This is a genomic window from Fontibacillus forbon (assembly GCF_046559655.1).
Classification (GTDB): Bacteria; Bacillota; Bacilli; order Paenibacillales; family Paenibacillaceae; genus Fontibacillus.
This window is the reverse complement of record NZ_JBKGFV010000001.1, coordinates 672,765-690,643: the sequence shown is the minus strand read 5'-3', so window position 1 is coordinate 690,643 and position 17,879 is coordinate 672,765. Positions and strand designations below refer to the sequence as shown.

General features: G+C 51.2%; 19 protein-coding genes. 2 read left to right on the top strand and 17 right to left on the bottom strand.

Annotated elements, in window-relative coordinates:
* Nucleotides 1-24: 24 nt before the first annotated feature.
* The 3 genes from ACLB09_RS03080 to lpdA all read right to left on the bottom strand — a co-directional run bounded on the left by ACLB09_RS03080 (nucleotide 25) and on the right by lpdA (nucleotide 3,582).
* The gene (locus tag ACLB09_RS03080; RefSeq protein ID WP_410768281.1) at nucleotides 25-1,011 is read right to left on the bottom strand and encodes an alpha-ketoacid dehydrogenase subunit beta; all 987 of its coding nucleotides are present in this window, start codon (nucleotides 1,009-1,011) and stop codon (nucleotides 25-27) included.
* A gap of 2 nt (nucleotides 1,012-1,013) precedes the next feature.
* Nucleotides 1,014-2,036: a thiamine pyrophosphate-dependent dehydrogenase E1 component subunit alpha gene (locus ACLB09_RS03075; protein ID WP_410768280.1), complete on the bottom strand. Its 1,023-nt coding sequence runs from the start codon at nucleotides 2,034-2,036 to the stop codon at nucleotides 1,014-1,016.
* A gap of 124 nt (nucleotides 2,037-2,160) precedes the next feature.
* The gene (lpdA, locus tag ACLB09_RS03070; RefSeq protein WP_410768279.1) at nucleotides 2,161-3,582 is read right to left on the bottom strand and encodes a dihydrolipoyl dehydrogenase; all 1,422 of its coding nucleotides are present in this window, start codon (nucleotides 3,580-3,582) and stop codon (nucleotides 2,161-2,163) included.
* A gap of 150 nt (nucleotides 3,583-3,732) precedes the next feature.
* On the opposite strand from lpdA, the gene ACLB09_RS03065 reads away from it, so the two are divergent.
* Complete coding sequence (locus tag ACLB09_RS03065) at nucleotides 3,733-4,026, top strand: DUF2627 domain-containing protein (RefSeq protein WP_410768278.1); 294 nt, start codon at nucleotides 3,733-3,735, stop codon at nucleotides 4,024-4,026.
* A gap of 36 nt (nucleotides 4,027-4,062) precedes the next feature.
* On the top strand, nucleotides 4,063-4,452 hold the full coding sequence (locus tag ACLB09_RS03060; protein WP_410768277.1) for a potassium channel family protein: 390 nt from the start codon (nucleotides 4,063-4,065) through the stop codon (nucleotides 4,450-4,452).
* Between the two features lie 36 nt (nucleotides 4,453-4,488).
* Here the strand turns inward: ACLB09_RS03060 and ACLB09_RS03055 are convergent, their stop codons facing one another.
* From ACLB09_RS03055 to xseA, 14 genes are all read right to left on the bottom strand, one after another.
* Nucleotides 4,489-4,704 carry a hypothetical protein gene (locus tag ACLB09_RS03055; RefSeq protein WP_410768276.1) on the bottom strand — a complete coding sequence of 72 codons (216 nt, stop codon included), beginning with the start codon at nucleotides 4,702-4,704 and terminating at the stop codon, nucleotides 4,489-4,491.
* Nucleotides 4,705-4,761: 57 nt separating this feature from the next.
* The gene (locus ACLB09_RS03050; protein ID WP_410768275.1) at nucleotides 4,762-5,337 is read right to left on the bottom strand and encodes a methyltransferase family protein; all 576 of its coding nucleotides are present in this window, start codon (nucleotides 5,335-5,337) and stop codon (nucleotides 4,762-4,764) included.
* Between the two features lie 35 nt (nucleotides 5,338-5,372).
* Nucleotides 5,373-6,419: a cation diffusion facilitator family transporter gene (locus ACLB09_RS03045; RefSeq protein WP_410768274.1), complete on the bottom strand. Its 1,047-nt coding sequence runs from the start codon at nucleotides 6,417-6,419 to the stop codon at nucleotides 5,373-5,375.
* Entirely contained in the window at nucleotides 6,412-6,738 is a 327-nt protein-coding gene (locus ACLB09_RS03040; RefSeq protein WP_410768273.1) for an ArsR/SmtB family transcription factor, read from the bottom strand. Before ACLB09_RS03040 ends, ACLB09_RS03045 begins: the two co-directional genes overlap by 8 nt.
* Nucleotides 6,739-6,945: 207 nt before the next feature.
* The gene (gene spo0A, locus ACLB09_RS03035) at nucleotides 6,946-7,746 is read right to left on the bottom strand and encodes a sporulation transcription factor Spo0A (RefSeq protein WP_410768272.1); all 801 of its coding nucleotides are present in this window, start codon (nucleotides 7,744-7,746) and stop codon (nucleotides 6,946-6,948) included.
* A 227-nt stretch (nucleotides 7,747-7,973) separates the two neighbouring features.
* A complete protein-coding gene (gene spoIVB / locus ACLB09_RS03030; protein WP_410768271.1) occupies nucleotides 7,974-9,302 on the bottom strand; it encodes a SpoIVB peptidase in 1,329 nt (442 codons plus the stop codon).
* A 197-nt stretch (nucleotides 9,303-9,499) separates the two neighbouring features.
* Entirely contained in the window at nucleotides 9,500-11,221 is a 1,722-nt protein-coding gene (gene recN / locus ACLB09_RS03025) for a DNA repair protein RecN (protein WP_410768270.1), read from the bottom strand.
* Nucleotides 11,222-11,286: 65 nt separating this feature from the next.
* The gene (ahrC, locus tag ACLB09_RS03020) at nucleotides 11,287-11,736 is read right to left on the bottom strand and encodes a transcriptional regulator AhrC/ArgR (RefSeq protein ID WP_410768269.1); all 450 of its coding nucleotides are present in this window, start codon (nucleotides 11,734-11,736) and stop codon (nucleotides 11,287-11,289) included.
* Nucleotides 11,733-12,233, bottom strand: coding sequence for a hypothetical protein (locus ACLB09_RS03015; protein ID WP_410768268.1), 501 nt, complete (start codon nucleotides 12,231-12,233; stop codon nucleotides 11,733-11,735). Before ACLB09_RS03015 ends, ahrC begins: the two co-directional genes overlap by 4 nt.
* A 153-nt stretch (nucleotides 12,234-12,386) precedes the next feature.
* Nucleotides 12,387-13,232 carry a TlyA family RNA methyltransferase gene (locus tag ACLB09_RS03010; protein ID WP_410768267.1) on the bottom strand — a complete coding sequence of 282 codons (846 nt, stop codon included), beginning with the start codon at nucleotides 13,230-13,232 and terminating at the stop codon, nucleotides 12,387-12,389.
* Between the two features lie 109 nt (nucleotides 13,233-13,341).
* A complete protein-coding gene (dxs, locus tag ACLB09_RS03005) occupies nucleotides 13,342-15,249 on the bottom strand; it encodes a 1-deoxy-D-xylulose-5-phosphate synthase (RefSeq protein ID WP_410768266.1) in 1,908 nt (635 codons plus the stop codon).
* Between the two features lie 115 nt (nucleotides 15,250-15,364).
* Entirely contained in the window at nucleotides 15,365-16,267 is a 903-nt protein-coding gene (locus ACLB09_RS03000) for a polyprenyl synthetase family protein (protein ID WP_410768265.1), read from the bottom strand.
* The gene (gene xseB, locus ACLB09_RS02995) at nucleotides 16,260-16,517 is read right to left on the bottom strand and encodes an exodeoxyribonuclease VII small subunit (RefSeq protein WP_410768264.1); all 258 of its coding nucleotides are present in this window, start codon (nucleotides 16,515-16,517) and stop codon (nucleotides 16,260-16,262) included. The genes ACLB09_RS03000 and xseB overlap by 8 nt, the downstream gene beginning before the upstream one ends.
* Entirely contained in the window at nucleotides 16,492-17,871 is a 1,380-nt protein-coding gene (gene xseA / locus ACLB09_RS02990) for an exodeoxyribonuclease VII large subunit (RefSeq protein ID WP_410768262.1), read from the bottom strand. Before xseA ends, xseB begins: the two co-directional genes overlap by 26 nt.
* Nucleotides 17,872-17,879: the final 8 nt, after the last annotated feature.

Below are 17,879 nucleotides of genomic sequence, written 5' to 3'. Positions count from 1 at the left end.
TCACTCACTCCCATATAGAGGTCATTAAAAAAGCGCCAATTGCTTCATCGCTTCTTTAACTTTGTCTTTGCTGAGCATAAAGAACTTTTCCATCGGCGGACTGATCGGCATGGCCGGCACATCCGGCCCGCAAAGTCTTTGGATCGGCGCATCCAGCTCGAACAAGCACTCTTCGGAGATGATCGCCGCCACTTCGGCGCCAACGCCGCCCGTCTTATTGTCCTCATGAACAATCAGCACCTTGCCTGTTTTACGCGCGGCTTCAATAATCGCTTCGCGGTCAAGCGGCTGAATCGTCCGAAGATCCAGAATGTGAGCGCTGATGCCTTGCTCGGCTTCCAGTTCAGCCGCTGCCTGCATCGCAAAGTGCAATGGCAAGCTGTAGCCGATAACCGTAATATCGGTTCCTTCACGCAGTACATTCGCCTTGCCGATCGGTACGATGTAATCGTCCTCCGGCACGTCTTCCTTGATCAGCTTGTAGCATTTCTTGTTCTCGAAGAACAGGACCGGATCGGGGTCTCTAACCGCCGCCTTCAACAAGCCCTTTGCGTCATACGCGGAATATGGAGCAACGATCTTCAAGCCGGGCGTTCCGAAAAAGATCGATTCCGGGCACTGGGAATGATACAATCCACCGAAAATCCCTCCACCGATGGGCGCGCGAACGACTACCGGACAGCTCCAGTCATTGTTGGAACGGTAACGGATCTTAGCCGCTTCGCTGATAATCTGGTTCGTTGCAGGAAGCATGAAATCGGAGTACTGCATTTCCGCGATCGGCTTCATACCGTACATCGCGGCTCCGATAGCCACCCCTGCTATCGCCGACTCGGCGAGCGGAGTATCCATGACGCGCAATTCACCGAACTGTTCCTGCAATCCTTTGGTAGTTGTAAATACGCCGCCTTTTACTCCGACGTCTTCCCCAAGTACAAAGACGTTCTCGTCCCGCTCCATTTCTTCCTTCATAGCAAGACGGATTGCATCGATATATTCCATTACCGGCATGATTAAACCTCCCCTTCGCTGGCATACACATGCAGGAGCGTATCTTCCGGTTTCGGGAACGGAGCCAACTCGGCCGATTCGATCGCTTCTTTAAGCTGCTGGGAAATTTCCCTGCTCAGCGCCTCTTCCTGTTCTTCACTCCACAAGCCATGGTCAATCAAATACTGTCTCATCTTCGGAATCCCGTCTTTTTTCCAATTCTCGTCGACTTCTTCCTTGGTCCGGTACGCCAGATCATTATCCGATGTGGAATGCGGGGATAACCGGTACATCATCGCTTCGATCAAGGTTGGCCCTTCGCCGCGAACGGCCCGTTCGCGCGCTTCTTTGACAACCCGGTAAACCTCCAGCGCATCATTGCCGTCCACGCGGATACCCGGGAACCCATAACCTTGGGCCCGGTCGGCCACTTTGCCGCCGAGCTGTTTGGTGGTCGGAACGGAGATCGCATATTGGTTGTTCTCGCACATGAAGATCACCGGAAGCTTCTGTACCCCGGCAAAGTTCAAGCCTTCGTGAAAATCCCCCTGGTTGCTGGAGCCCTCGCCGAAGGTTACAAACGAAACGATGTCTTTCTTCTGCATTTTAGCCGCCAATGCGATTCCGACCGCATGAGGCACTTGCGTCGTCACCGGGCTGGAGCCGGTTACGATGCGGAGCCGTTTGGACCCAAAATGGCCCGGCATCTGGCGGCCGCCGCTGTTCGGATCATCCGCTTTGGCAAAAGCCGAGAGCATCAATTCCGTCAGACTCATGCCGGCGGACAAAACGAAGCCGTAATCGCGATAATACGGCAAAAAGTAATCCCGTTCACGGTCAAGGGCAAACGCCGCAGCTACCTGCGCCGTTTCCTGTCCGATTCCGGAGACGTGAAAATTGATCTTGCCTGCCCGCTGCAGCAACATATTGCGTTCGTCGAATTTCCGCGCGAGCAGCATATATTTGTACATGTCTACGACTTCGGCATCCGACATTCCGAGCTGCTCATGTTTTGGCTGAGTAGTTGTTGAACTTTTTGCATTCATGGGAGTTACCTCCTTAAATTGGTACCCGAGTCCAATCTAATGCTCATCTTATAACCTGGTACTAAGACTTGGGATAACCCTATTATAATCCCTTTCGGCATAAAAAGAAAATAATAGTTGGGGATCAGAGCGCCAGAGCATGTCCATCGATAGCAAGTGCCGCTTCCCCAAGGATTTCCGACAGTGAAGGATGCGCAAATACCAGTTGTCCGATTTCCCATGGTGTGGCGTCCAAAAGCTGGGCCAGCGCCGCCTGGGCAATCAATTCGGTAGCGTGGGCTCCGATGATTTGGACGCCCAGCAGGTCGTTTGTCTTGGCATCGGCGACCATTTTCAGAAACCCTTCGCGTTCTCCCTGTACCAACGCTTTGCCGATTGCCGAGAAAGGAACTTTAGCCGTCTTGACTTCCAAGCCTTTTTGCTTTGCTTCCTTCTCGGTCCATCCAACCGATGCTACCTCAGGACGGGAGTATACGCACCGCGGAACTTGTGTCGCATGGTAGCCGTGAGCCGGTTCGCCCGCCAAATGGTGAACGGCGACCAAGCCTTCATGACTGGCCGCATGCGCCAACTGAAGACCGCCGATGCAATCTCCGATGGCATAAATATGAGGCTCCGTCGTTTGCATCTGTTCATTTACCCGAATAAAGCCCTGATGCAGGCCGATATCGGTGTTTTCGAGTCCGATATTTTCCACGTTGGCTTGCCGTCCGACCGAAACCAGCAGCTTGTCTCCTTGGAGGACAGTCACATCTTCCCCACGCTGCGCGGAAATATGTACGCGGCCGTCCTTCACTTCATAAGATTCCGTCAGCACCTTGACTCCGGTCATTACCGTAATGCCCCGCCGCTGCAGTTGTTTTTGCAGTTCGCGAGCTACTTCTTCATCTTCGGACGGAAGCAGTTGCTCCGCCGCTTCCAGCAAAGTAACTTGAACGCCGAAATCGTTTAACAGAGAGGCCCATTCTACGCCAATGACTCCCCCTCCGATAATCAGCATCGAAGCGGGAAGCTCCTCCATAACCATGGCCTCATCGCTGCTCAACACATGGGTTCCGTCCGGTGTCAAACCCGGAAGCGTACGAGGACGAGACCCGGTGGCAATAATCAGATTGCTTGGCACGACGGTTTCCATTTCGCCGTCGCTGAGTTCCACCGCGACCGCCCCGCTTTTGGGCGAGAAGATGGAAGGCCCGATAATCCGGCCTTTTCCCTGAATGACCTGGATTTTATTTTTACGCATCAAATATTGAACGCCTTTATGGAGCTGATCAACGATTGCCTGCTTTCTCTCCTGCACTTTCGGAAACACGAGCGTAACGCCGCTTGTTTCGATCCCGAAGCTAGCACTGTCCTTCATCTGGGCATACAACTCGGCGCTCCGCAGCAACGCTTTGCTTGGAATGCAACCGCGGTGCAGACAGGTGCCGCCGATTTTGTCCTGCTCGATGATTACGACCTCTTTACCGAGTTGGGCCGCGCGGATCGCGGCAATATATCCCCCGGTGCCGCCGCCGAGTACTGCAACATCGCATGAAATAGCCATCTTCTACTCTCCACCATTCCTTTTGAATTAACCTTTTATCATTGTACCTTGTTTTCGGACTAATACAAATCGGCTCTGAAATAGACAGAATTTAAAGAAAACGGTATGATAATTAAAATAACTGCAGATGAAAGGAAGACGCTTGTACCGATGAAACTGATGATATCCAGGTTTATTGCCGTCATCATTTTGGTCATCCCCGGAATCGCTGCCATGACCGGCTTCCTTAAAATGAAGGATGCGCTGTTCCTATATATGTCGCAGCACGGAGACGAAACCCTGGCTGCCGTATCGTTTGACTGGCTGAACTTTCTGGTCGGCCTGCTGCTTTTCGCTGTCGGAATCGGATTTCTGGGCGGCTGGATTTTTTTCCGGGACCGCAAGCGGAATTACGTCGGACCGAGAAGAAAAGCCCGCAAAGCGGCATCCGAAACCCGGCCTTAAATTTTTCGTCATCGGACCAGCCGTAAGGAGTGTAACATGTTATCATTTGTACTGACCTTAAAACGCCTGCTTAGCGGCTTGCGTCATTCGTTTAAAAGACACCATTTTCAGGTTCTGTTGTTTCTGATTGCCGCCACCTTGTTATCCGGAACGATATTTTATGTAAAAGTGGAACATTTGAACTGGCTGGACGCTTTATATTTCTGCGTGGTGACGCTGACAACGGTCGGCCACCCCGAATTCGTTCCGCAAACGTCGCTCGGCAAAGTTTTTACGATGGTGTACGCGTTCGCCGGTATCGGCCTGACTTTTGGCACGATCTTTGAAATCGCAGCCGGCATCATCCTGCCGCGGACAAGCAAAAATAAACGGAATGATCCGAAAAATGAGGATACCGATCCGATCCAACCGAACAAAGTCAATTAAAAAATCTTTCCCGTTAGTCCAACGGGAAAGATTTTTTTATTCGTATAATGCGTCTCTCAATTTGCTGGACATCCGCGGACTATTCCCGGAAGTTTGCCGCAGAATCGTTTTACGGAGCCTGACGTTTTCCGCGCTTAAGCTCTCCACTTTCACTATCAATTCGCGGACCAAATTCTGTTCTTCCTGGTTAAGTCCGGGATGCTGCAGCAACTTCCGCTGGGGATCCAAGTTCAATTCACTGTGATCCGGCATCTTATCCCCTCCAATTGCAGGTCTACACCCTATCGGAATTATAACATGGCAAGACCATTAAATGAACCAGAGGTACCTGGGGGTAGCTTCGGCGTATTTCCGGTATTCAACGCCGAAGGTTTGGTCCAGATGTTTTTCTTCCTGGCGGATTAGCAGATGGAACAGAAGCAGATTACATAACCCAACGCCAATGTTTGTCGTACTTGGATACATCAGCATGAAACCGATGAACATCAGATCGAAGCCGACGAAAGCGGGATTTCTGCTGAAGCGATACAAGCCATCCGTGACTAAAGCCGTTTCGGTCGTTTTGTCGATCCCCACTCTCCAGGAAGATTTCATATAAAGCATCGCTATGATAAATATCAGCACTCCAAAGGCCGTAATCACGCTCCCCGTCCAACCAACCCATCCGGCTGTCGAAAAGGACGTCAACCCAACCAAGCTCCCCAAACTGCATGCGAACCAGAGAATCCCCCATAACGCTGAAAAAATCTTCACTCCGGTTTCCACGATCCTTGTGGAGCCGGCTTTACCTTTCTTGCCCAGAACATGGGCTTGAATACCTTGCTTTTTTGACAAAAGCCATAACTTGAGACTATAACTGACCAGAAAAATAACGAACAGTGACAAGCTAACCGCATCCCTCATGTCCGGGTTTCACCATCCTAAACCAACAAGGCAGAATGCCGGATAAGCGGGGTTTCGATCTGAATTGTGGCGTGAGTGATTGAAAATTGTTGTTCCAGCAGCGAAATCGCTTCTTGCAATACTCTCTGTTGGTCCTCCTGCTCATCAATCAGCAAGTGACAACTGAGCGAGTCCATACCCGAGGTAATCGACCAAATGTGCAAATCATGCACTTCCCGTACGCCTTGAATATGTTCCAAGTTCCGTTTGACCTCGTCCTGATCGATACTGCCTGGCACTCCCTCCATCAAAACGTGAATGGATTGGGCGATGACTCCCCAGGCGCCTTTCAAAATCAGCAAAGCGACCAGCACGCTTACGATCGGGTCAAAAATGTACCAGTCGAACGCCCACATCACGATCCCGCCTATAATGGCGCCTACCGAACCGAGCGCATCGCCCAGGACGTGCAGGTAAGCGCTACGGAAATTAATGTTACCTTTGACATCCCCTTTTTTTAGCAGAGCCCAAGCACTGGCCAAGTTGGCCAGCAAACCGATAATGGCAATTAGCATCATAGGTCCGCTTGATACCGTCGGCGGATCGAAGAACCGTCCATAAGCTTCCCAAATGATGAATCCGGCAATAACGAACAAGGTAATCCCGTTCAGCAGCGCGGCCAGAATTTCGGTTCGGTAAAAACCGTAGCTCTTACGAGGTGATGCCGGGCGGGCGGCAAACCAGATCGCAAGAAGACTAAGCACCAATGAACTGGCGTCGCTTAACATATGTCCCGAATCGGACAATAAAGCCAAACTGTTCGTAAACAAGCCGCCGAAAAATTCCAGAACCGCAATCGAAGCCGTAATCAGCAGGGCGATCAGAAGCCCCTTTTTGTTTCCCGATCGGGCGCCATGATGATCGTGAGCATGTCCATGTGCGTGAGCATGAGAGTGAGAGTGATTTCTATTGGATCGATGATGATCATGGGTATGTTGATGTTTTCCGTGGCTGTGGTCGCTGTGGTCATGGTCGTGATCATGGGAATGATTGTGCGCTCCCTCTTCATGTTCGCGTTTACGCATGTCCTTCCCCTCCCTCGCAACTCGCATGCTCAATCGCTTGTCTCAACAGCGAAATGACATGGTCGTCGTCACAGCTATAGTACATCGTGTTGGCAGATCTTCTGAACTTCACCAGCCGTAAATTTCGTAAAAAGCTCAGTTGGTGGGAAACTGCGGATTGAGATAAGCCCAATACCTCAGACATATGCGTTACGGAGCATTCTTCTTCCGCGAGCAGATATAAAATCCGAATGCGTGTCGGATCCGCCAATGCTTTAAAAATCGTCGATACCTGATCGATGGTCATTTCAGTTAAAAATGAATGAGTATCCTTTTCCATGTCATATCACCCCTATAACGGTATATGAGCATATGCTCATATACAGATTAACACTGAAGGATTTTTATGTCAATCCAATAAAACAAAAGCGGTTTCTCCTCCGGAATAATCCCGGAAAGAAACCGCCGCCTTTTAGGTTCAAAAATAATAAAATTACGTTTTCCCATGTTGTCATCCCTCAAGCTGTTATTTATCTTTCGGATCCTTTCACGACACCTTATGCTCAATCCGCAGCTTATCGGCCACCATCGCGATAAATTCGCTGTTCGTCGGTTTGGATTTACTGATATTGATCGTGTATCCGAACAGATGGCTGATGGAGTCGATGTTACCGCGTGTCCAGGCTACCTCGATCGCATGCCGGATGGCACGCTCTACGCGGGACGGAGTGGTTTTGAATTTTTCGGCGATAGCCGGATATAGCGTTTTGGTGATGGCACCCAAAATTTCGATGTTATTGTACACCATAGTAATGGCTTCGCGTAAGTACTGATATCCTTTAATATGAGCCGGAACGCCGATTTCATGTATGATTGACGTAATGTTTGCGTCTAAATTTTTTCCTTTTCCCAATGGGACTACGTTGGATTTTGCGAAAGGAACGGAGGTTGTGCCACCGTTAGTTGTTACGCCTACAAGCTGCCGAATCCGATTTGCAAGCACCTCCATGTCAAACGGTTTGAGGATGTAGTAAGATGCCCCTAATTGGACGGCCCGCTGCGTGATGTTCTCCTGACCGAAAGCCGTCAGCATGATAATTTTGGGTTGCGGATTTAGATTGAGATCGCGCAGACGCTCCAATACGCCGAGTCCATCCAGATGCGGCATAATAATGTCCAGTATCAACACATCCGGAACCTTGGAAGCATTGTCGATCATCTCCAGCACTTCTTCTCCGTTATAAGCAATCCCTGAGACGACCATATCGTCCTGCCCCGAAATATACTCCGCGAGCAAATTTGTAAATTCCCGGTTATCATCCGCTAACAAAACTTCAATTTTCTGCACTGACTTTAGTCCTCCTTAAGTAAATGTTTAAGTATTTTTCTTTTCTCTTCTTCCAGAATAAGGATTCGACACGTAAAAGTAAATTCCTTCTGTCGAAAATTATTTTTCTTTATTTTTTTATTTTGTTGATATATAATAAATCATTTATTTACATATTATTATTTTATTCAACTTCATTCGACAACATCATTGTTTTTTTCCAAAAAAATATAAAAATCTTAAGGCGATTAACCCGCCTTAAGATGTTGGGAAGAACTGTTGCCTTGCAGTATGCCGGCATCCTGAAGCATCCATTCGATGAAACAACCATATCCCGAACGCGGATCGTTCACAAATACATGGGTTACCGCTCCGATCAGCTTACCATTTTGAATAATCGGGCTGCCGCTCATCCCCTGGACGATCCCTCCCGTCTTCTCGATGAGTCTTGGATCGGTAATCCTAAGCACGATTCCTTTCGTTTCGGGAGCGCTCTGCTTGGATACATGAACGATTTCGATTTTATATCTTTCCACCTTCTGCCCCTCAACGACTGTCAGTATTTCCGCCGGTCCTTCCTTTACCTCTTCGGAAAATGCTACAGGAATCGGCGTTTCATACACACTGTGATCGGGATTTTGTTTCATTTTTCCGAATATCCCGAAGTGCGTATTGCGTTCGATATTCCCCAGCGTTTTTCCTTCTTTGATGAAATGGGCCCTTTTTTCCCCTGGTTCGCCGCTCTCGCTCTTGGAAATTGACGTTACGCTCGATTGAAGAATTTCGCCGCTTCCCACAACGATCGGAGTCTGCGTATTCATATCGGTAATTACATGTCCCAGCGCGCCGTAGACACCCTGATCCGGTGCGTAAAAAGTAAGCGTACCGACACCGGCCGCCGAATCGCGGATGTACAAACCAAGTCTCCAGGCGCGATCCTGATCGTCATAAGCTGGGGATAACGAGGTGTTAAAAGATTTTCCGCCACGAGTATAGGTTAACTTCAGCGGCTTGTTACTTTTCCCCGCCTTCCCGGCCATCTCGGCAACATCCTTGACGTCCTTGAGACGAACGCCGTCAATGTGCGTAATTAAATCGCCGACCTTTAAGCCGGCGTCTTCTCCGGGCGATAGCTTCCTGCTGTTGTCGCTAACCTGATGATGTCCGACAACCAATATACCGGCGGACTTCACCTTGACGCCGATGGTTTGACCACCTGGAATCACCTTCAAATCGGGAATGACATTCAACTTTACCGTTTTTAGAGGGATTTGACCGAATAATTTCATGCGAAGCTTGGCTTCTCCACTATGCACCGGGGACAAGTTAAGCGGATTTTCAAGCGACACGGTCATCGACGGAACCGCCTGTCCATTTAACATAATGACGTCGGGCTGATCTACACTGACGCTTGCCTGCACAGGCAAAGCAAGATGGATTTGCCTGCCCTGGCCCTGAAACAAACGAAGTTCGTCCGGTAGTTGCGGCAGGCGACCTTCAGCAGCGGAGGTACACAGGAAACAAAAGAAGAAGGCAAAAAAAAGGCCGAGCAGTCTTTTCCTGAGGTTAGGGTTCAATGGCTGTCACGCTCCCTTAGCTTCTTTCGCTTGACGAAAAGGTGGTCGCCAATTGCGTACCTATAAGATACCCCCGGTCAGGCCTTTTATTACTGTCAATCATTGTCCCGGCACATAAAGTGATTGTTAAAAAAACAATTTTTGATTTCCGAGGGAGCTCTTGCAGCCATGACATTTCATCAAAAGTCCATAATTAATTACAGTCCTTTTTGCGCTTTAGCCAAATTCAGCATTTCTTGAGCATGGTGTTTTGTCTTCTCCGTAATTTCCACACCGCCCAACATGCGGGCAAGCTCCATTACGCGTTCGCCTTCACTGAGCTCTTCCACCCGGGTCATCGTCCGGCCGTCTGAAACCACCTTTTCGATCAGATACTGCTGGTCGGCCATGCAAGCCACTTGAGGCAAATGCGTAATGGAAAAGACCTGACAGGTCTGTGACAATCGGAACAGCTTCTCGGCGATCGACTGGGCGGCACGTCCGCTGACGCCGGTATCCACTTCGTCAAAAATAAGCACCGGTACCTCGTCATGTCTTGCAAAAATACTCTTGAGCGCAAGCATGATCCGCGACAGTTCTCCGCCTGAAGCGATTTTACTGAGCGGGCGGAGCGGTTCTCCCGGATTTGGTGATATCAGAAATTCGGCATTATCGATGCCTTGTTTACCCGGCCGAATTTTAGTTCCTTCCCAATCCACGCCGTGAGGATCTTCATTCCAAGAAAGTTTCACCTGAAGCGAAGTCCTGCCCATTTGTAAATCCTTCAGTTCATTTTCGATTAGCCCGGCTAATTCCTCCGCTTTTCTGCGGCGAACCTGACTTAAATTGACGGCCTTGTCCATCAGAATCGACAGCAATTGTTCCCGGCGGGCATGCAACTGCTCCAAAAGCTCGTCTTTATTTTCAAGTGTATCCGTTTCTTTGGAGATTTTATCGTAATACTCCAAAATTCCTTCAACACTGTCTCCGTACTTCCGCCTTAACGTGGTGATCAGGTCCAGCCGGTCCTCCACTTCATCGAGGCGTTCCGGGTTGAATTCAATGTTCTCGCGGTACGATCTTAAACCGAATGATGCATCCTCCAACTGGTAATAAGCCGACTGAAGCTGTTCAAGTAGCGGGGTTACGTGCTTGCTGTCAAAGGCAGCCACCTCATTCAAGCGAGATATAGCCTTGGCCACCGCCTCAAGACCTTGAGATCCATACAGCAACTCATATGCCTTTGAAATGGAATCCATCATTTTCTCGCTATGGGATAGTCTGACCTTTTCTTCGGCAAGCAATTCATCTTCTCCCGGTTTTAAACCGGCGGCAGAAATTTCCTCCAGTTGAAACCGGTACAAATCCAGCATTTGCAAGGCTTGCTGGCTTGTGCTGCGCAGGTCGTTCCATTCTTTGTTCACTTTAATAAAATTAGCATACGTCTCTTGATAATCTCCCTTAACGGTTGCGATTTCCTGACCGCCATAAGCATCAAGCAATTCCAGATGGCGCTCTGGACGAAGCAGCGTCTGGTGCTCATGTTGTCCGTGCAAATTAATCAGGCTTTCCCCGATCTCGCGCAGCATCGTTAAATTAACAAGCTGTCCATTGATTCTTGCCGTGCTCTTGCCCTGTGCGCTGATTTCGCGCCGAATGATCAGCGCCTCGGAGGGATCACCGCCGATGCCGAATCCGGCCAGACCCCCCCATACCGAATGAGTCTCCGGCAGATCAAAGGAGGCTTCCATTTCCGCCCGGTCACAGCCATAACGGATTAAATCCGCAGAGCCGCGCCCCCCGGCGATCAGACCCAGCGCATCGATGATGATTGACTTACCGGCCCCCGTTTCGCCGGTCAGCACATGAAAACCCCGGTGGAAAGTAAGGTCCACCGCCTCAACCACAGCCAAATTACGAATCGATAAATGGACAAGCAACGTATCTGCACTCCCTTCGAGAGCAAAAATAAGGAATATTTACTTTATAAGAGATATCGACCTCATTAAGAGATGAAACCCATAATTTGATCAATGATAAACCGGCTGTATTCTTCGTTCCGGCAAATCATCAGAATCGTATCATCGCCGCAGATCGTTCCAAGCAAGTCGGGCCACTCCATATTGTCAATCAATACGGCTACGGAATTGGCTGTACCCGGCAGGCATTTCACCACGACCAGATTGCCGGTGTAATCGATATGGACAAAGCTGTCCACCAGCGCCCGCTGGAGCTTCTGAACCGGATTATAGCGCTGGGCGGTCGGCATGGAATATTTGTATCTGCCGTCGTCCGTCGGCACCTTAATCAGCATGAGCTCCTTAATATCCCGCGATACCGTGGCCTGCGTCACTTGAAAACCGGCCCTTCTCAAAGCTTCGACCAGATCGTCCTGTGTTTCGATTTCCTGATTTGTAATAATTTCGCGTATCTTAATATGTCTTTGACCCTTCATAACGTCCTCCATGTCCCTTCACGGGCTGATTCGTCTTCATCTTCATCTGTCGTTAAGGCAATTTCTTTAAGGGTACCCTGCTCTATGTCCAAATACAGTAATCCTGCACACTCGGGATACAGAAGCAAATACGGCAAAAGATCTCTTCTCAGACCGCTGCCCGTCCACTCGATGGGCAATCGTTCACGCGCTGTTCTGACCAGATAGAATTCCCCGCCCTTGACCGCGATATAGTCGATAAACAACCGGCTGTGCAAAATCTGATGATCCACTTTAAAAGCAAGCGGCACCTTCAGCTTGTCGCTAACCACTTCATAGCCGGCCGATTCCAGCATATCTACGGCGGGATGCTCCACTATCTCCTCGTTCATCTCAAATCCGATGCCGGATCTCAACGTAAACGGCTTACGCACCCAGGAGCGGAAACCGCGGTATCCGAGAAAAATCGCCACTCCGGCAATAACCACCATCAGCAGACTGTCGGAATATTCCCCCATAATGAAAATCACCTCAAAAGACTTATTCGACGCAGAACTCCTCAGCTCCTGTCACACGGAGTCATTAAGTTGAGGTACCGAGTCATGATTTTGAGTTATTTTCATTATAGGGAACGTTTGTTCTGTTGGCAAGATAACATATTTAAAAACCCGTCATTTTGACGGGTTCACATGAAAAGTCTGGGTAGCTTCCTCAATGACCCGGCGGGCCATTTGGCTGATTTGTACCTGCTCCGTACCGGTTGGTCCTTCATCTCCGTACAGGCCGAAGTGCGCCAAAAACTCAATATTCCCTTCACCGCCGGTAATGGGGGAAAAAGTAAGCCCCTTAATGCAAAATCCCAGCTCACTTGCATAATTAAGCACGGTCTCAAGCACTTCAAGATGCACCTTGGAATCCCGGACAACTCCGGATTTCCCCACCTTCTCGCGTCCTGCTTCAAACTGAGGCTTAATAAGAGCCGCAATATCGGCCGGACGGTTCAGCAATTCCAGTAATGGAGGCAAAATGATCTTCAACGAAATGAACGAAACGTCGATGCTGGCGAAATCCGGAACCGGTCCATCCAAATCGGCCGGCGTCATATAACGGAAATTGGTCCGCTCTTTAACATTTACCCGTTCATCGTTTCTAAGCGACCAATCCAGTTGATTATAACCCACGTCGATTGCATAGACATAGCTCGCTCCATTTTGGAGGGCGCAATCCGTAAAGCCGCCTGTCGATGAGCCGATATCCAGCATGGTTCGTCCGTGTAAATCGATACCGAATGTTTTGAGCGCCTTTTCCAGCTTTAACCCGCCGCGGCTGACATAGGGATGAACGGCTCCCTTCACGGTAAGCGGCAGATCCCTGGACACTTTTGTACCGGCTTTCTCGATCCTCTCCGTCCCGCTCAAGACAAGACCGGCCATGATAGCCGCCTTCGCTTTTTCCCTGCTTTCAAAAAAACCCTGCTCCACAAGCAGGACGTCAATACGTTCTTTGGATACTGACATGAGATTCTCCTGACTTTCCCGGTGAAAGGAGAAACTCGCGGACGGAGAGTCCGTCAGCGAGCTTGCACCAATCCCTATTTATAAAACTTCAATACGTTTAATGCCGGCGTTATGAAGGCTTGACCTTCTTACCGAACGTAAACTTCTGGCCGGAGCGAAATTGCTGCACTTCCCGGACCACCGCTTCAGCCGTTAATCCGACCTCCTGCAGTTGTTCCTTGATGCTTCCATGCTCAATGAAACGGTCCGGTACGCCCATAAGATGAATATCGAGACCGGACAGCCCATGTTCCGCATAAAATTCCAGCACGGCGCTACCAAGGCTTCCCGCTTGCGAAGCTTCCTCCAAAACGATCATATTACTGCCGCGGTGCGCCAGGCTTAGCAACATCCCTTCATCTAGCGGCTTCAGGAACCGTGCGTTCACGACCGTCGCCTGAATGCCTTCCCGTTTCAGCGTCTCGGCCGCTTCCTCGGCGACCTGAACCATTGGCCCGACAGCCAAGATGACAGGGCCTTCACCATCGCGCAGCATTTCCCAGCTTCCGATCGGAATCGGAGCCAGTTTCTCATCCATCGGAACACCAGGTACGTTGATCCGCGGATAGCGGTACGCAATCGGACCGTCATTATAATCCAGCGCCGTCTTCATCATATGGCGGAGTTCATTTTCGTCCTTCGGCATCATAAGCACAATATTCGGAATATGGCGCAGAAAAGCGATATCGAACACGCCCTGATGCGTTTCCCCGTCGGCTCCGACAAACCCGGCCCGGTCAATAGCGAACATAACGTTGGCGTTATGCCGGCATATATCGTGCACGATCTGGTCGTATGCGCGCTGCATAAAGGTCGAATACACGGCAAACACCGGCTTCATCCCTTCCATCGCGAGCGCGGCGCACATCGTGGCCGCATGCTGCTCGGCGATGCCGACATCGATCATTCGCTCCGGAAAGCGCTGTGCGAATTTAATCAGTCCGGAGCCCCCCGGCATGGCCGGAGTAACGGCGACAATCCGTTCATCCTGTTCGGCCAGCTCGATCAGCGTCTGCCCGAACACATCGGTGTACATCGGGTTTCCAACCGCTTTTAACACTTGGCCCGATTCGATTTTATATGGAGTAATGCCGTGCCATTTGTAAGAATCCTCTTCCGCCGGCGTATAGCCTTTCCCCTTCGTAGTCAGCACGTGAACAAGAACCGGGCCGGAAACGTTGTTGGCTTGATTGAACGAGTCGATGAGTCCGGGGAGATCATGACCGTCCACCGGGCCCAAATACTTGAATCCGAGTTCTTCGAACAATACGCCGGAAACCATCAGGTACTTAAGACTGTCCTTCACTCTTTCCGCCGTCTTGGCCAGCTTGCCCCCGATTGCCGGAATTTTCTTCAGCAGTTGCTCCACTTCGTCTTTCGCCCGCAAATAATTGCGGTCGGAGCGGATTTTGGTTAAATAATTGTGCATCGCACCGACATTGGGAGCAATGGACATTTCGTTATCGTTCAAAATCACCATTAGGTCTTTCTTTTCATGACCGATATGGTTTAGCGCTTCAAAGGCCATTCCGCCCGTCAAAGCACCATCCCCGATAATTGCCACGACCTTATGATGCTCGCCCTTAAGATCACGGGCCAAAGCCATCCCCATAGCCGCGGACAGCGAGGTACTGCTATGACCCGCTTCCCAAACGTCGTGCTCGCTTTCGCAACGTTTCACAAAACCGCAAAGACCGTTCTGCTTGCGCAGCGAATCGAACCGGTCCATCCGGCCGGTCAGTATTTTGTGGACATAAGCCTGATGGCCTACATCAAAAATAAATTTATCCTGCGGGCTGTTATAGCAATAATGCAGGGCCATGGTCAACTCCACCACACCCAGATTCGATGCTAAATGTCCGCCCGTAACGGATAGCTTTTCAATTAAAAACTGGCGAATTTCGGCAGCAAGCGGAGTCAATTCCTCAATGGAACATGACTTTAAATCGCCGGGCCCTTTAATTTGTGAAAGCAGCACCCAAATTCCCCGCTTTCCTTCATGGATTTCTCTAGGATGATCATTCGAACATGATCTTATTGATAATAGTTTTTATTATAGCACATGAACCCGTGATGTCGAAATTGTCCATGCCTTAATGATCTCTTTGCAGCAAATAATCTGCGATGGCCAGCAAGTTGCCCGGATTCGGAATACTGCCGTCCGTGATCGCTTTCTTTGCGGTCAAGGTCAGCCGGTCAACCTCGGCGCGGGATTCATCCAAACCGATGAAATAGGGATAGGTAACCTTCCCCTGCTTGACGTCGCTCTGAGTCTTCTTGCCCAGCTTGGCCTCGTCCCCCACCAGATCGAGAATGTCGTCCTGGATCTGAAAAGCGAGCCCGATGCAGCGGCCGTACGTTTCCAGCGCAGCCAACTGCACATCCGAAGCTGCGGCGATTCGCCCCCCGGCCTTGAGTGAGAACACGATCAGGTCCCCGGTCTTATGCTGGTGGATGTACCGGAGTTGTTCCAAATCGGTCAACCCCTGTTCCCCCTCCATATCTGCAACCTGGCCGCCGACCATTCCTGACGGTCCGGCGTAGACAGCGAGTTCCTCGATGATCGAAAGCACGTTTTCGGCGCTAACCCCCTGTTGCCGTGACGCTTGCACGATGCTGTAAAACGCATGGGTCAGCAGTCCGTCACCCGCCAAAATCGCCATCGCTTCCCCGAACACCTTATGATTAGTCAGTTTTCCCCGACGATAGTCATCATCGTCCATCGCGGGCAAATCGTCATGGATCAGCGAATAGGTATGGACCATTTCCACGGCGCAGGCGACGGGCAGCGCAGCCTCCTTGCTCGCGCCCAGCGACTCCGCCGCGGCAATGACGAGGAGCGGCCGCAGCCGCTTGCCTCCGGCCATCAGCGAGTATTTCATCGATTCCGCCAGCCGAACCGGAACCTCCCAGGACCCTGGAAGGAAGACCTCAAGCCGGGAACCGACGAGCCCGGAAATTTCCTCGATGTATTGCTTTATCGAAGGCTTATCCAAGGGTATCGCTCTCCTCTGCCAATGAATTGAACGGTTTCTTTCCGATTTCCCCGTCCGCTTCGACGATCATCTCGATCTTCCTCTCCACCTGCGACAGCTTCTGGCTGCAAAGCTGGGACAGCTGCATCCCTTTTTGAAACAGATCGATCGCCTGCTCCAGCGGCACATCTCCCCGCTCCAGCTGGGATACGATCTCCTCGAGTTGATTCATCGCCTCTTCAAAATTAATCTCCTGTTGTTCCTGCGCCATGATCGTCATCTACTCCTTTCCGCATGCCCCAAACTTGGCAATCCAGTTCCCCGTCGGTCACTTTTACTTTCACCATATCTCCCGGTTCCACATCATTCATCGATTTGATCAGCTTTCTGCCCTGTTCGTCGTACACAAGGCTGTACCCCCGGCCCATGACCTTCAGGGGACTAAGCGCATCGAGCTGCCGGATTCCGTACATCAGCTGCTGCGACTTCTCCTTGAGCAGGGCGGTCATCGCCTGGCGGAGCAGCCGCTCCCCATCGCTCCGGCGCCGCTTGGCAAAGAGCAGCCCTTCCTGCGGATGGTACCGCAATAACCGCTGATGCAGCCGGTCGTGCCGGGCATCCGTCAGCTCCTTGCGGGACATCATCACCGTCTGCAGCCGCGACTTTAGCGTATCCAGCCGTTCCGCGTGCTGGAGCAGCGCCCGCTGCGGCTGCCGCAACGCCGGCGACTGCCGGAGCCGGCGCAGCCGTTCGCGCGCCTGCGCCAGGCGGTGCTGCAAGCCCTGCTGCAGCACCTGCTCGCGCTGGCGCAGCTGCGCCTTCAGCTCGGCCGTGTGCGGCACGGCGAGCTCCGCGGCGGCGGTGGGCGTGGCGGCGCGCAAATCGGCGACGAAATCGGCGATCGTAAAGTCCGTTTCATGGCCGACGGCCGAAATGACCGGGATTGCCGATTCGTAAATCGCGCGCGCGACCGGTTCCTCGTTGAACGCCCACAGCTCTTCGAGCGAGCCGCCGCCCCGGCCGACGATCAGCACGTCGGCCTCGCCCATGCCGTTCAGCGTCCTTATCGCTTTAACGATGGATGCCGCTGCTCCCTTGCCCTGCACCAACACCGGATACAGAACCACGGAAGCTTGCGGATAACGGCGCTGCAGCGTCGTCAAAATATCGCGTACCGCCGCGCCGGTCGGCGACGTCACGACGCCGATGACGCGCGGGAAACGCGGCAGCCCGCGTTTTCGTTCCGGTGCGAACAAGCCTTCCGTTTCCAGCTTGCCTTTCAACTGTTCGTAGGCCAGATATAAGCTGCCAATCCCGTCAGGCTGCATATGCGTGGCATAAAACTGGTATTGTCCATCCCGTTCATAGACCGACACATTCCCGCGCGCAATGACCCGGGCGCCTTCCTTCGGAATGAACGGAAGACGCTGGTTGTGGGAAGCGAACATGATGCTCTTGATCCGGCTGCTCTCATCCTTCAACGTAAAATACATATGTCCGCTCGAATGATGCGTGAAATTCGATATTTCGCCACGGATCCATACTTCGGACAATAAGGTATCCGATTCCATTTTCATCCGGATATACCGGTTCAATTCTTTAATCGATAAGATGCGCTGTTCCATGGGGCTTC